The 14,588-nt window shown below is 33.0% G+C and carries 10 protein-coding genes; 4 read left to right on the forward strand and 6 right to left on the reverse strand.

All coding sequences use genetic code 11. The annotated features are described in order from the left end of the window. Window positions 1–13: 13 nt before the first annotated feature. Both IPO86_01495 and IPO86_01500 read right to left on the reverse strand, forming a co-directional pair. Window positions 14–931, reverse strand: coding sequence for a hypothetical protein (locus tag IPO86_01495; protein MBK9726769.1), 918 nt, complete (start codon window positions 929–931; stop codon window positions 14–16). 54 nt (window positions 932–985) lie between these two features. Next, window positions 986–1,795, reverse strand: coding sequence for a hypothetical protein (locus IPO86_01500; protein MBK9726770.1), 810 nt, complete (start codon window positions 1,793–1,795; stop codon window positions 986–988). Between the two features lie 282 nt (window positions 1,796–2,077). On the opposite strand from IPO86_01500, the gene mnmG reads away from it, so the two are divergent. Then, complete coding sequence (gene mnmG / locus IPO86_01505) at window positions 2,078–3,943, forward strand: tRNA uridine-5-carboxymethylaminomethyl(34) synthesis enzyme MnmG (protein ID MBK9726771.1); 1,866 nt, start codon at window positions 2,078–2,080, stop codon at window positions 3,941–3,943. Between the two features lie 228 nt (window positions 3,944–4,171). Next, entirely contained in the window at window positions 4,172–5,971 is a 1,800-nt protein-coding gene (locus IPO86_01510; GenBank protein ID MBK9726772.1) for a hypothetical protein, read from the forward strand. 212 nt (window positions 5,972–6,183) lie between these two features. Here IPO86_01510 and IPO86_01515 read toward each other — a convergent pair whose 3' ends face one another. The 3 genes from IPO86_01515 to IPO86_01525 form a co-directional block, all read right to left on the reverse strand. Next, a complete protein-coding gene (locus tag IPO86_01515) occupies window positions 6,184–7,773 on the reverse strand; it encodes a T9SS type A sorting domain-containing protein (protein ID MBK9726773.1) in 1,590 nt (529 codons plus the stop codon). Between the two features lie 108 nt (window positions 7,774–7,881). Beyond that, on the reverse strand, window positions 7,882–8,535 hold the full coding sequence (locus IPO86_01520) for a YceI family protein (protein MBK9726774.1): 654 nt from the start codon (window positions 8,533–8,535) through the stop codon (window positions 7,882–7,884). Window positions 8,536–8,544: 9 nt separating this feature from the next. Next, the gene (locus IPO86_01525; protein ID MBK9726775.1) at window positions 8,545–9,468 is read right to left on the reverse strand and encodes a MerR family transcriptional regulator; all 924 of its coding nucleotides are present in this window, start codon (window positions 9,466–9,468) and stop codon (window positions 8,545–8,547) included. 58 nt (window positions 9,469–9,526) lie between these two features. Between IPO86_01525 and bshA the strand changes: the two genes are divergently transcribed. After that, window positions 9,527–10,654 carry an N-acetyl-alpha-D-glucosaminyl L-malate synthase BshA gene (bshA, locus tag IPO86_01530; protein ID MBK9726776.1) on the forward strand — a complete coding sequence of 376 codons (1,128 nt, stop codon included), beginning with the start codon at window positions 9,527–9,529 and terminating at the stop codon, window positions 10,652–10,654. 455 nt (window positions 10,655–11,109) lie between these two features. After that, window positions 11,110–11,673 (forward strand): hypothetical protein, encoded by a 564-nt coding sequence (locus tag IPO86_01535; GenBank protein ID MBK9726777.1) that lies wholly within the window; start codon window positions 11,110–11,112, stop codon window positions 11,671–11,673. Window positions 11,674–11,852: 179 nt separating this feature from the next. Here the strand turns inward: IPO86_01535 and IPO86_01540 are convergent, their stop codons facing one another. Continuing rightward, entirely contained in the window at window positions 11,853–14,159 is a 2,307-nt protein-coding gene (locus tag IPO86_01540) for a hypothetical protein (GenBank protein ID MBK9726778.1), read from the reverse strand. Between the last annotated feature and the right edge of the window lie 429 nt (window positions 14,160–14,588).

Below are 14,588 nucleotides of genomic sequence, written 5' to 3' on the forward strand. Positions count from 1 at the left end.
GCTGCGCCATTCATTAAAACCTAAACTGATACTCCAGACCTGCTACAAATTTTCGGGTCAATCCATCGGGTCTTACATCTCTCACAACCAGCGGAAAACCGGCACTTACATTGATTCGATTTCGTCTCGTAAGATCATACCCCAGGAATAAATTACCATTCACCGTGATACCTTTTGAGCCGGTAATCGTTTCAGAACGATTATTACAAGAATCAAAATAAGTATCCTCTTTTAAATGATAGATTGGCAATATTGATGGGATTATTGAAAACTTATTTGATATCTGAATTGGATATGAAATGCGCAATAAGATATCCCCATTTCGTTCAAACTTATTGGTAGATTGCAAATTATAAACGATTTCGTTGCCATTGCAATTTAGATAGCTATTCTTATTTTGCGTTAATGGTTGTTGTGCCGCCAGAAATAAATAAATATTTTTAATATTATAAGCCACACCAAAAATAGCATCAAAGGTGCCTAAACTTGCTTGATAATCTAACGGTGCCGGGGCCCCCTTGATTTTCATGTTTCCATCCTGCAAAGGAACTTTAAATCCAAACGTAAATTGCATATTTCGTACAATTTTCCAATTTACATTCAGATAAAGATCTGAAACATTAAAATTAGAAATTGATAAACCCGATGCGGTTTCTCCATTTTGAGATGAAAATGCTAATTTAATATCTGCACTTGTTTTAGAACTTACTTCTTTATGGTATTCTATAAAACTAGAAATAACTTGAATATCATGATCTGCTTTCCCATAGGAGCCTCCAATTTTAATTTGATTTGTGTATTTTGAATCCAAAGAATCAGATTTTTTTACATTCAAGCTATTGAGTGTGCAAAATCCAGCATCACTGCATCCCTGCGACAATAAATTATAGAAACAAAAAAATCCGAAAATTAAACTTAGGTATAATTTCATATGCTTTGAGTTAAAATTTGAAATCAAAAATACTACAAAATAGAATGCTACAAACTATATCTGCTCTGTTTTATGTGCTCTATTCAAATGAAAGACAGCACCTATTACAACATTGAACTGATAGAAAAAGAAATTTTGATTTGCCTGATCTAAATTTGACTTTGTGGTACGAATATTTGGCAAATTAATAAAGCCAAATTTTTCCTCTGATTGTATAAAAAAGTGTTTAAAAAATTCAATGTTAATCCCAAACAATGCATTGACCCCATATCCAGATAAGTGAAAAGCATCATGACGGTCGTTATTTAATAAGGTACTGTTTGTTTTTGTTATGACAACACCTGCCCCGAATCCTTCAATAAAATGAAATTTAACTTTTTTACAATCTAAAAATTTATCTAATCGATTAAAGTCCAAATTAAAATAATTTAAGCCATCTGAATGTTCAAATTTTAAAAAATCTTCCGCAAGAATTAAATCATTTTGTTCATAACTACCATCATATTTGGTTCCGGTGTTTCCAATCTTCCCTGTAATCTGGACGCGTTGGTTATTCTGTACAATATACTTCATGTGGTCATTACCCAAAGAAATGCTATAGATATCATTTAAATAATATCCCAACTTAAAATTATATTGTGGTATGGTAATATAACCAGGATTTAAATAGGTTTTAAAACTCAATTTGCTAAATCTATCTTTTGCTCTTACATTATCCAAAGTAAAATCATACGATGGCCCATTAAACTCAATATCGGATGCTGTATATTGCGCACGATTCCATCCCCAATAAAAATAAAAACTTCCTTTTTTCCCTCTTTGTGTTTGTTGAAACGTATGTTGCGATTGGGCGGCAGCATGAATAAAAATAGAAAATGAAAATAAAATAATATATTTCATCAGCGGTTATCTAGTATATTAAAAAATGATTTTATTGCAATTTTTCAGGACAAATGTAATAGATAAAACAGCGATTCGAATGAAATCAAATCAAGTTCTTTTATTTTAATATTTTATACTGCATTTACGTGAGCATACGATCCAATTATATTCATCCAGCTGGGACTTACATTAGCCCTAAATAAATCTATTTGATCTTAAAGAATAAAACCAGTCATTATTTCCTAATTTTGCAGATTCAAATTTATGTTTCCAAATTACGATGTCATTGTTGTAGGTGCCGGACATGCCGGATGTGAAGCTGCTGCTGGAGCTGCTAACATGGGGTGTCGCGTTTTACTGATTACGATGAATATGCAAACGATCGCCCAGATGTCATGCAATCCTGCAATGGGGGGTGTTGCCAAAGGTCAAATTGTACGTGAAATTGATGCTATGGGTGGTTATTCTGGCATAGTTACCGATGAAACCAGAGTTCAATTTCGGATGTTAAATCGCTCTAAAGGTCCTGCTATGTGGAGCCCAAGGGCACAAAGTGACCGAAATTTATTTGCTCGTAAATGGAGAAACCTATTAGAAGATCATCCGTTAGTAGATTTTTGGCAAGATATGGTCAAAGGATTACTAATAAAAGATAAAATGGTTTACGGGGTACTTACTGGAATGGGTCAAGAAATAACCGCTAAAACGGTTGTTTTAACGAATGGTACCTTTCTAAATGGAATCATCCACATCGGTGAAAAACAATTTGGAGGTGGACGAGCTGGAGAAAATGCTGCAAAAGGAATTACCGAACAACTTGTTTCTGTTGGTTTTGAGAGTGGTAGGATGAAAACTGGCACACCCCCTCGATTAGATGGCAGATCCATCGATTATAACCAAACGGAAATTCAAGAAGGGGATCCGGTTCCTTCTAAATTTTCATTTCTAGACACAAAGGTTCCAGACAAACAACTTTGTTGTCATATTACCTATACTAATCCGGAAGTTCATGCCATCCTTCGCACTGGCTTTGATCAAAGTCCGATGTTTGCTGGAAGAATTCAAGGATTAGGACCCCGGTATTGTCCTTCTATAGAAGATAAAATTGATCGTTTTGCGGATCGGGATCGGCACCAATTATTTATCGAACCAGAAGGTTGGGATACACATGAAATTTATATCAATGGTTTTTCTTCTTCATTACCGGAAGAAATTCAATATAAAGCTTTACAAAAAATTCCAGGACTTCAAAATGTTAAAATGTTTAGGCCTGGATATGCTATTGAATATGATTATTTTCCTCCTACGCAATTGACTTTAAGTTTGGAAACTCATTTAGTCAGAAATTTATTTTTTGCAGGACAAATAAATGGAACAACTGGCTATGAAGAAGCTGCCTGTCAAGGATTGATGGCAGGTATCAATGCAGCATTACGGGTAAAAGAAAAAGACCCTTTGATATTATCCAGATCAGAAGCCTATATAGGCGTTTTAATAGACGATTTGGTAAATAAAGGTACCGAAGAACCTTACCGTATGTTTACCTCCCGTGCTGAGTATCGCATTTTATTAAGACAGGACAATGCCGACATCCGCCTCACTCCTATTTCAGTAGCAACAGGTATGCAAAATATGGAAGCCAGAAACATTCGGATTGAACAAAAGATAAATGCAGCGGCTACCATTAAATCATTTTTACAAAAAGTATCCATTGCTCCGGAAGAAATTAATGGGTATTTAGAAAGTATTTCATCTTCTCCAATTGATACCAAAATGAAATTTGCACAATTGGTACCAAGACCCAATGTAGCGCTTAAGGATTTATGTAATTTCAATGAAGCATTGGCTTCAGAATTGAGTGTTTTTGATGATGAAATTATTGAAAGCGCAGAAATTCAAATAAAATACGAAGGTTACATTAAACGAGAACAGGAATTGGTTGATAAAATGTCGCGATTGGAAGGTGTAAAACTTTATTCAAATTTTGACTACCATTCCATTCCAGCACTAAGCAATGAAGCGAAAACAAAACTAAGCAAAATAAAACCTTCATCCATCGGTCAGGCAAGTCGAATCAGTGGAGTGTCTCCTTCTGATATTTCAATATTACTGGTGTATATTGGAAGATAATGAAATTAAATTTCATTATTACAAATTTAAAATTACAATTTCAGAAACTAGAGATTCAATCCGATTAACTCAAAAGCTATTTCTAAATATGATCCTTTAATTTTGAAATACCTGGCAAAAGCAATAATTTTTAAACACGACCCTAATCCAATATAATTTTACGTGGTTAAAACAATTTTCATTTTAATAATTTTAAAGCTATTTTTGAACTTCGTCAATTCATAAAAGATGTTTCAAGCTATTTTAAAATATTGGCCATTGCTTTTAGGATTCATAGCGGGTTTAATCTTAGTACCCTTTAATATCCTGGGCTTTAATTTTAACTATTTGCCTGGTGATCTGGGAGATGGACGATTTAACAATTATATATTAGAACATAATTTTCAATATCTTATTGGAAATATTGAAAGTTATTGGAATGCTCCGTTTATGTTTCCTGTAAAGCAAGTAATCTGCTATTCAGATAACTTAATGGGCTCATCTCCATTCTATATAATATTCAGATTCCTTCATTTTGATAGAGAATTTTCTTATCAGGCCTGGTTATTGGTCATTTGTATTTTAAATTACTTCAGTTGTTATATCTTCCTTTGGGAATGGACAAAAAACAAATACGCAGCGGTTTTAGGTGCATTTATTTTTGCTTTTTCAATTGCCTTACAATCTCAGGTAACACATACTCAGGTTTTCCCAAGATTTTGTATTCCGCTTTCATTTTTAATGCTCTTATTGTTTATAAAAAAGTTTCACGTTAAATATTTCTTTGGATTACTTTTCTTTTGTGTCTGGCAGTTTTATTGTGCAATTTACATCGGTCTCCTATTAAGCATCCCACTCATAATATCCACATTCATCGTGTTTATAAAATATAATAAAAAGCTGTTAGAATTATTTCATAATAGTAGATGGCGAAATCAAATGCTATTTAGCCTGCTCGCAAATTTTACAATGCTTTTTTTATTAATGTATCCTTATATAAATTCCGTTGAAAAAACTTCCGAACTTATCAATTATCAAACGGTTATTAATTCAGTACCAACTATTAGCTCGTATTTTTTCAGTCAACCGGGTAGTTTGTTCTGGGATTTTTTAAGTAGCCATTTAAAAGAATTACCTGCTTATTGGGATCATCAGATTTTTGCGGGTGCAATTGCTTCTGTGAGTTTAATGATATTCTTTTGTACATTTTATATTCCCCATTACTTTAAAGCCTTAAACTTAGCTGAGCTTAGAATATTTGCAATAACAGGAATGCTTTGCTTTCTCTTGTTCTTAAGAATTGGAAATTATAGCTTGTACTATTTTATTTATTTAATTCCTGGCTTTAGTGCAATGAAATCTCTAACGAGAGTTATTAATGTTGAATTATTATTCTTTGGAATGGCTGTAAGTTATAGTTTTATAATGCTGACTCGCCTAAATAAAATTAAACAAAGTATCCTTTTTCTTTCAGTATTTGGACTTATCATTTTGGATAATTTCTTTAAATCGGACTCTGTTTATAAAATTGAAAAAGCAGAGGCACAATCCAGAACAAATGCATTAATCAATAAATTAGAAGGAATACCACCCAATGAAATCGTATCTTATGAACCGGAAGAGCTTCATTCTGCATCGATTCATTATAATTTAGATGCAATGTTGGCATGTCAGCAAAAACAATTAAAATGTGTAAATGCCTATACTGGCAATTCTCCCCATTTCTATTCTTCTTTTTGGCATGAACCGAATACTAAAAATCGACTTTACTTTTTTTCAAAAATGAATTTTACGCCAGAGAAGGTATATATTGTTAAGGATTTACAAGCATTTTTAATTGAAAATACGAAAGCTATAATGAAATCTTCAGACAGCTTTAGCAAACCTACCATAATTGATTCCATGGCGATTTCTAAAATGGTCGATAAAATAAAACTCGATCCTGGTTGGTTTGAACATGTAAAAAAGAAAGCAAAAGAAAAAAACATAAGCCTGGATAGCATGTTGACATTAGATGCGATTTGGGTATTAACGAATGAAAATAAATAATTCGATTTTAACTAAGAATGAAGTGGATATACACAATAAACCGTCAATCGATTGGCTCCAAAAGAAAAAATATTTTTACCTGGTGAAATACTGGATCACATGAATCCGCTCTAAGTTCGGCGATTATTTATTCACTATTTGCTACGTATAAGCTTTATGTATGTCGTCAAAATAATTTGAACTTTTCATTAAGTAATGTTTCTATATACTAACTAAACAATAAATTTAAATGCTTTTATTATTTTTCCGGATTTCATTTGAAGGATATACATACCAGGATTTAATCCACTGATTGGTATAGTAATTTCGTATTCGTAAGATGCAAGTTTTTGTTTTAATATAGTTTGTCCATTTAAATTTAGCAAATCAATTTCCAATTCTGGTTTTCGAATACCCTGTTCAAATCTGATTATCAACTTTACTTGGTCGTTGTTGATTGTCCAGTTATAACTTTCTTTCTTTTTTAAATTTACAGTTGCAGTAACAGATTCTTTTAAGATGATTATGGTGTCTGATTCTGTACAATCATTATATGGACAACCCAGACTATCTAGCTTTACCAATAACACATCCTGATCAATTTCTCTCCATTGATTATAAAAAGTATAGCCACCGGAAACTATTATTCCACCATCTTTTGTTTCATCAACGGCACCAAAATTTAACTCAATGGGTGATTTGTCTGTCCACGGGGACATATAGTACCTTCGTTTCCATTTTAGTTGACCGGATGGAGAAATCCGCAGCAAACCGGAGCCCCTTGGTTTTGTGGATTTAAATCGCTCAGCAGTATCATATAATCCTATCATATCACCATTAGACCATCCAAAAATAGAGGGATAGTATATTGCCTCCCAGGGTGAATTTATAATCGTTCTCCAGATTTTTTTTCTTGTTGAATCAAATGCATAGATAAGAATTCCTTCATTCCAATTATACTCTGATATCCAAACGGCATTATGATTTCTGGTAAATGCCCCTTTAATGGGATAAAAAGTGTAATTAAATGGATCCCGTTCAAGTGGATAAAGCTTGCCTTCATTAAGTATCTGGCCATTTTGATTGAGAATTGCTGTATATGGAATTGTTTCAGCTTGAGATAAAATGGTATCTACAGCCACACAAACGAGGATATTTCCTTGTTCATCAAATTGTAAATATCGGCTCTTTGGTTGAAATGTTTTTGGTGGATTCGTTGAATTGAGTCTGGTTTTCCATAAAACAACTCCATTGGTATCAATTTTGATAACTCGAATATAGGAACTGAATCCAATAGTATCTTTATTCCAAACACCCTCCAACATATAAATGTGTTCATTGGAGAATTTAAAGTAAAGTGCTATGTTCTGAATTGGAGAATTTGGATCTTCCACTTCTCCATAAAAATACTTCCATAAGGTATCACCACTTGCGTTAAGTTTTAATATAAATGGTTTAAGATTATGATACAAATTGTCAGGTCTATAAAAGTGGCTGTTGCCAACTAAATAAATTGAATTATTGAAAGATGAAACCGCTGAACACTGGATTTCAGGATCTCTTATAAATTTATTATTCCAAACAGAAATACCTTCTAAATTTGTTATACCAAAAACCATGCATCCTTTTTGCTCATTATAACAATAAGTACCAGAACAGTAGGCATAACCTTCTGCCATAGATTTCACAGACCAAGCATAATCACCATCGCGGGGTCCTTTAATAATGCTGGTAAAATATTCCGATTGACCTAATCCTAAAAAATGTAGCTCAATTATTGATGCCAGTGTAATTAATAGTTTAATATAATTTACATACGTCATAAGTTAATATTTTATAAACACTTTTGAAGTATGAAGGCCATTGAAATTGCTGTGTGACTCTAATATTCATGACGAATGCATTTTACACAATAAAATCTATGAAACTGCTTATCTATTTCCACTTCTTGCGATCACTTTCATGCTTAAGTTAATCTCATCCCCTATAAAACCATTTTTTAAGGATGCAAGTATCTTCTTTGATTGATACATAATATTATATTGCGTGCGGTCTAAACTAAATTCCGGAACTGAAATTAATATTGCATCTTCAGCATGATCAATTTTACATTTTAACTGCAATGGTTTCATAACATCTTTTACGGTAAGGTAGCCATGCACAATTGCATTATAGGTAGTATCTTGAATCATCGTAATAGAACTTAAACTAAATCTAGCCTCAGGAAAAGAATCTGTTTGAAAAAAATCTGCATCCTTTAAGTGTTTTTCTAAGTCTAATCGATCCAACGAATCTTCCAAATCTAAATTCTTTAAACTATTCATATCGGCTAAAACGATTCCGGCTTTTAGAATTTTATCTTTAGAATACAGTTTACCACTTTTAATTTTAATACTCCCATTATGTGCGCCCGAAGGTGAGGAACCTTGCCAATAAATAATGCTTTGCGTAGGATCTATATAAAATGAATCCATTTGACTAAGTTCAGATCCCGGGGCATCTTTAACGCTTGTATTCGCAGAAGGTTCTCGTTTACAAGAAAAAAACAAGAATAGTCCAATGCAAATAATCAAATGAATCTTCATATAAATAAATTATTTTTTACAAAAGCAGGAAATTTCTTTTACCGTTTTAATAAATTGTTCAAGTTCTTCAAAACCTTCTGTAATTCTTACAAACTTACTTTGATCTCTAAAATGATTCGAATAATATCCTGTCAACAAAAGGATCGGAGGATCTTCCATTTCAGAAATTCCATTTATTAAATCCTCGACAAAGCTTATTGAGGATTCCTCATGTACAATACTAAATAAGAATTGGGGTTTAATAATTTGGATTCCATCCAAAATATCAGATACGGTTAAATCAAATCCTAAATCAATTGTTCGAAAATTATTCTTACGAATGAATAATTCGACAAAATAAAGATTGAGCTCTTGCTTTTCTTCTGGTGGAAGAAATAACAAAAAACAAGTGTTAATTTCGTGTTCCTGATTTTCAAGATGACATAGTTCGTGAATGATTTTTTTCTTAATAAATCGATTTACAAACTCTTCATGAACTTTTTTAATACTCCCACTTAACCACATGTTGTTGAGCTTATCCAACAAGGGCATAAGAATTTGATTAAATGTATTTTCAAAACCCAATTGGTGGATATTCGTATTTACCAGGTGTGTAAAGTTTTTCTCATTTAATTGAAGTATGGATAAGCTTAAGGCATCTAAGGCATCCTTATTGAAAACTTCAACATCACTGATATTTGCAACCAGAGATTCGATTTCCTGCACTTGCATTTCTGAAATCAAGGAAATTTTATATCCCTTATGATTTAATAAAGCAATATTTGCAAGCTTCTTTAGGTCTTCTTCGTCATAAAACCGAATGTTGGTTTGGGTACGTTTTGGATTGATTAAACCATATCTTTTTTCCCAAATACGGATGGTATGGGCTTTTATGCCTGTCAACATTTCTAAGTCCGCAATGGTATATATAGCCATATTCGCATCTCTGTTCAAGAGGTCAAATTAACATTTGGTTAAAAAAATTGTTTAAATAATTCAGAATCTAATGATGTTGAAAATAGGAATTGTTTGTTATCCTACTTATGGTGGGAGCGGAGTGGTTGCCACTGAACTCGGTATGGCACTAGCCAGAAATGGTCATCAGGTACATTTTATAAGTTACCGACGGCCTGCCCGATTGGCGCATTATTTAGCCAATGTTTTTTATCATGAGGTAGCTCCTATGGAATATCCTTTATTTGATTTTAAGCCCATGGATACCGCCTTAGCAAGTAAAATTGTTGATGTCGCCTTATTTGAAGAATTGGATGTTTTACATGTCCACTATGCTATCCCACATGCAACCATTGGGTATTTGGCAAGAGAAATTTTAAAAACTAAAAATAAACAACTTCCGTTTGTCACCACCTTGCATGGTACAGATATCACATTGATCGGTGCAGATGGTTCCTATTTTCCTGTTGTAGAATTTAGTATCAACCAATCCAATGCTGTTACATCGGTTTCAGATGCCTTACGAAAACAAACCTATGATATATTTGATATTAAAAAAGATATTCATGTTATCCCAAATTTTATAGACTTTACAAGGTTTAAAAAGAAAGAAAATCCAGGCCTGAAAAATGAAATCGCCAAAGATCATGAAAAAATTATCGCACATGTATCAAATTTTAGAAAAGTAAAACGTGTGGATGATGTATTAGCTGTTTTCAGAGAAATTAACAAGGAAATTCCTTCAAAACTTTTACTTATTGGGGATGGACCGGAACGACCCCGCATAGAAATGCTGAGTCGCGACTGGGGTATTAGCCAGGAGGTCAGATTTTTGGGTAAACAAGATATGGTTGAAGATTTATTAGCAATCACAGATTTGTTTTTATTACCTTCTGAACACGAAAGTTTTGGTTTAGCTGCCTTAGAAGCTATGGCTTGTGAAGTACCTGTAATAGCCTCTAATATTGGCGGACTCAATGAAGTGATTGAAAATGGTGTTACAGGTTTTACCTGTGATGTTGGTGATATTCAAAAGATGTCTGAAAAAGGGAAATATATACTTTCAGATAATGATATTTTAAATCAATTTCGAAAAGCTTCTTTTCAACGAGCAAAAGATTTTGATATCATAAAAATCTTACCCATGTATGAAAAAATATATTTCGATTTAAAAAATGGGGATTGAATTTGTTCTTTTTAATGTTAAACATTCGCTTGTTTTTTTGAAATAAATGGCAAGTAATAAATTTTACAATTCATTCATTTTATTTACAGAATTATAAATGAAGGTCTGCAAAATTTAGATTTAGAACCCCTATTAATTCAATTTATCGAAACCTATTCAAATCCATTAAAACTAAAATAATTAGTAGTTGGATTTGCTAGAATCATCCATCTAAATGCAGGCTTCTTCTTAAAAAATTGCATCTCCTTGTTGGGCTTAATATCAAGCATTCTATTGCTAACCAATACAGATTAGGAGACATTCAATCCAAAGGAATATAAAATTCATTCAAACCTGAACTCAAATGGTCTTTTAGAATCATATTAAAAATGGACCTTTTAAGGTATTGCTTTTGCATTGGAAAATAATGTAACTTTACAAACTTAGTTGATTCTTAAAATTTTTAATTATAAAAAATGAAAAATTTAAATCCTTTGTTCTATTTAGTAGCAGCTTTTATTAGCCTTATTTCATCTTGTTGTCAACCTTGCAATGATCCAGCGCTCATTAAACCTGCAACAACTGGCTGCAATACACAAATACGCTGGGAATATGCTCAGGCAGTAAACCATAGTAATGGCACGATGACAAGTTCAATCAGTATTGTACCAAATCCCACAGTTCCAATTAATACAAATCTCACAGACTCCACGAGCACTACTGTATTTGTGAGTGCTACCGATACGATGTGCGGAATAAAATGTATTTCTATTAGCGGTGGATTCGGCTTAACTTGCATTTCCCCTCCTCCGGCAGTAGGCATTGCTATAGATGGTAAAATCACAAACCAAAATGACTGTTCTCCATTAACTACATGTGCCTTTAAAACTATGCGACTTTCGATTCCAAATCTTGAAACTTATATGCGCTCTTGTAATCTCCCTCGGGTTTTTTCAGGTGGTGGTGTAGGAATCACTGCCATTGTCGAAAATACCAATGGTCAAAAAGATACAAGCATGTTAACGATCCAGTTTCATTAAACTCATAAGCTTTAAAGCAAAACCGGGAATAGACATTTTGTTTATTGAACCCTATTGTTTAAAATATTGGACTTATCCAAGGGGTATTTCCTAAATTTAAACTTTTCATTAAGAACGATCCGAAGCTATTTAAATGGGCTTATAACGATGCATTTAAATTTTATTGAGAATCCAATTGTTTACCTTACTAAAACGATTTTAGTTACAATTGCTTCAGCAGTTTCAAAGTCTTGCGTTGAGTTTGCAAATACCAGATACACTCCAGAGCTTGCTTTTTTTCCTAAATAATCTCTGCCATCCCAAATAGCTTCTCCACCATTTGCAATCGTTTCAAAAACTAAACGTCCGCTAAGGTCTGTTATTTTTATCCTTGCATCGCGGGCTAATCCTTTAATTGCTATGGGTCCATCATATTCTGGAGGAACCGGATTTGGAAACACCAAAGGGCTCCCTATGAACACATTTTTTGCCAAAGTAGCATCTGTGCGAAACACCTGTAAACCTCTTGCTGTTGCGATCCATGCTTCTCCAGTTTTAGGATCAATGTTTATATCCAGGATATTGTTATCCATTAATGGACTATTCCCAACATTAAAATTATAGATTTGAAATTCCCCACCCGGTGATTGTACATAGATACCATTATTATTAGTGCCAAACCATTTTCGGTTTGCACCATCAATAGCAATGGTAGTAATAATCTCAGATGAAAGCAAATAATAGATTATTCCATCCTGGTCAACTTTTCGGCGACTGCCTTTACAGCTTCCATCAAAAATGGAGGAACCACATTCAAATACGACAGGTCCTTCCGCGGTACCAACCCAAACATCCCCATCAAGATCTACTTCCACCGTGCGAACATCATTCGTTGTCATTTCTGTATTTGATGTTGTTAGCAAGATACTCTTATCATCTCCAATTACATTTGGATCTCCTTCATCAAAAACTAAAATACCACCACTTAATCTATTAATAATCCATTTATATCCATTCTGATCGATTTTCAATTCAGAAAATAAATTTGAGTTGTTTGGAAAAATATACTTTTTCCAATCTCCTTTAGTATTCAAAGAAAGCAATCCTGTAGGAGCCAAATAATTTGTAATCCAAAGCGTTTTTTCTTTATCAAATGCAAGTCCTGACAATCGAATATTTACGGAATCCCCTACAGTACCTTGCAATGGAGAATTGGTTTTGTTATACACAGTATAATGATCTGTGACCCGATTGTATTCAATAAGCCCTTTACCAGCACTTGCATAATAAATTTTTGTTTTGTCTGGATGTTCGGCTATGCGAATTACATCAGAAATTTCAAATGGTTTTAAATCCTCTGTCACATATGAATTAATAGAACTCCAGGTTTTATTTGAATATTTTAATATACCATCAAAGATATAATTCGGAGTAAACGTTGCATCCAAGCCACCAGAAGCTACATAAACACCATCCTCCAAAGCAGCAATTTCAAAACAATTATTTGTAGCTGGACCACTTATCCAAATTGAATTACAGGATTCCCCAGCTTTGCTGGAATACCGAAAACTCCATCGAACATCGGCATACCAAATCGTTCCATCTCCAGACTCAACACTATATAAATTTTTTTCTGTACAATCTGGATTACTAAGTGTTAGGTTCAATTGCTCATTAAAAAAACCCACCCGGTCACCACAATTATTCTTACAATGTAGGCCTGCCAATAAATGCATCGGACCTGGATTCAAATACTTAATGGTATACTCACTATTATTATAAATTGAATTAAACTGCTTGTTTTTCCATTGAAAAATTTCATTGGTTCCAGAAACAAATACAGAGCCTTTATAAACTACACTAGCATTAAATGTTCCGTTTTCAGGTAGGCCAAAAGAAGCGCCTAATTTTTGCCAACCACCAAAATTTTGAATAATGTTTGTGCCATTATCTTCAAATAAATAAATTCCAGATTCTGTAGCTAAAAAATATTCATTATTATTTTGTGTACAATCGTATACTTTTATATTTGGGGTGAATAGGGTAAAATTAAATCTACCGGTGCGAACATCTAATTGTGAAACGCCATAGTTACCAGAAATAAAAACATGTTGTTCATCCTGATATGAAATCGTATTAATAAATTTATCTATCGGTATATTATTAAAATTTAAAAGATCCACTACCGGTTTAACGCCCGATTCTGTAACTAAATCTAATATACCATTTTCATAGGCAACCAATAAAGTACTGCTTGGTTTATGAAAATAAATAGTTCGAATACGACTATCGCTTAATCCTTCAGTACGCGTAATGCGTTCAAAACTATAATCTTGTTTATTGATTTTGAGAATTGCAAAATCCGTTGAAAAATAAACAAATTGATCACTTTGGGTGACATGATTTCCATTATTAAAGGGTAAATGTGTTGCCCATTCGCCAATGGAGAGTTCGGATTGGGAGCTTCCTAAAAACGGCAAAAAAAGGAAAACGAAGTAACGCAGCATGTTCTAAAAAATTGATTCGTCTTATTAAACGAATGAACCTAGATATTATTCTGATTAAATTGGAAAGGAACAAAAAAAAAGATCGACCCGGGAGGGCCGATCCTTTAAATAACACTATGAGAACACCCTAAAAATTCTAATTTGTTTAACTATTTTAATAATTATAAGTAACTTAATTATAGCGTCCTTATCAAATAGCTATTGCAAATTAAGTACATTTATATCATACCATCCAAATATTTTTCAAAAAAATTTTAAACAATTTGAAATATAATAAATTTATCATTATTAACTGATTGTACTACAAGCTTTTAATTGGCATTATTAGAATTAAACGAAACTCCATTTTGCCATAGAAATTAATGCTCTAGGTTAAATCGGGGTTAAAAAATGCATGTTAGTGGATCTTTTTATTGACTTTTGAGTTTT

The organism is Saprospiraceae bacterium, assembly GCA_016717265.1.
Lineage (GTDB): Bacteria > Bacteroidota > Bacteroidia > Chitinophagales > Saprospiraceae > Vicinibacter.

Bases quoted from the DNA above. Each gene is read 5' to 3' on its own strand.
- IPO86_01495 (MBK9726769.1), bottom strand. From the start codon at position 931: ATGAAATTATACCTAAGTTTAATTTTCGGATTTTTTTGTTTCTATAAT.
- mnmG (MBK9726771.1), top strand. From the start codon at position 2,078: ATGTTTCCAAATTACGATGTCATTGTTGTAGGTGCCGGACATGCCGGA.
- IPO86_01510 (MBK9726772.1), top strand. From the start codon at position 4,172: ATGTTTCAAGCTATTTTAAAATATTGGCCATTGCTTTTAGGATTCATA.
- IPO86_01515 (MBK9726773.1), bottom strand. From the start codon at position 7,773: ATGACGTATGTAAATTATATTAAACTATTAATTACACTGGCATCAATA.
- IPO86_01520 (MBK9726774.1), bottom strand. From the start codon at position 8,535: ATGAAGATTCATTTGATTATTTGCATTGGACTATTCTTGTTTTTTTCT.
- IPO86_01535 (MBK9726777.1), top strand. From the start codon at position 11,110: ATGAAAAATTTAAATCCTTTGTTCTATTTAGTAGCAGCTTTTATTAGC.
- IPO86_01540 (MBK9726778.1), bottom strand. From the start codon at position 14,159: ATGCTGCGTTACTTCGTTTTCCTTTTTTTGCCGTTTTTAGGAAGCTCC.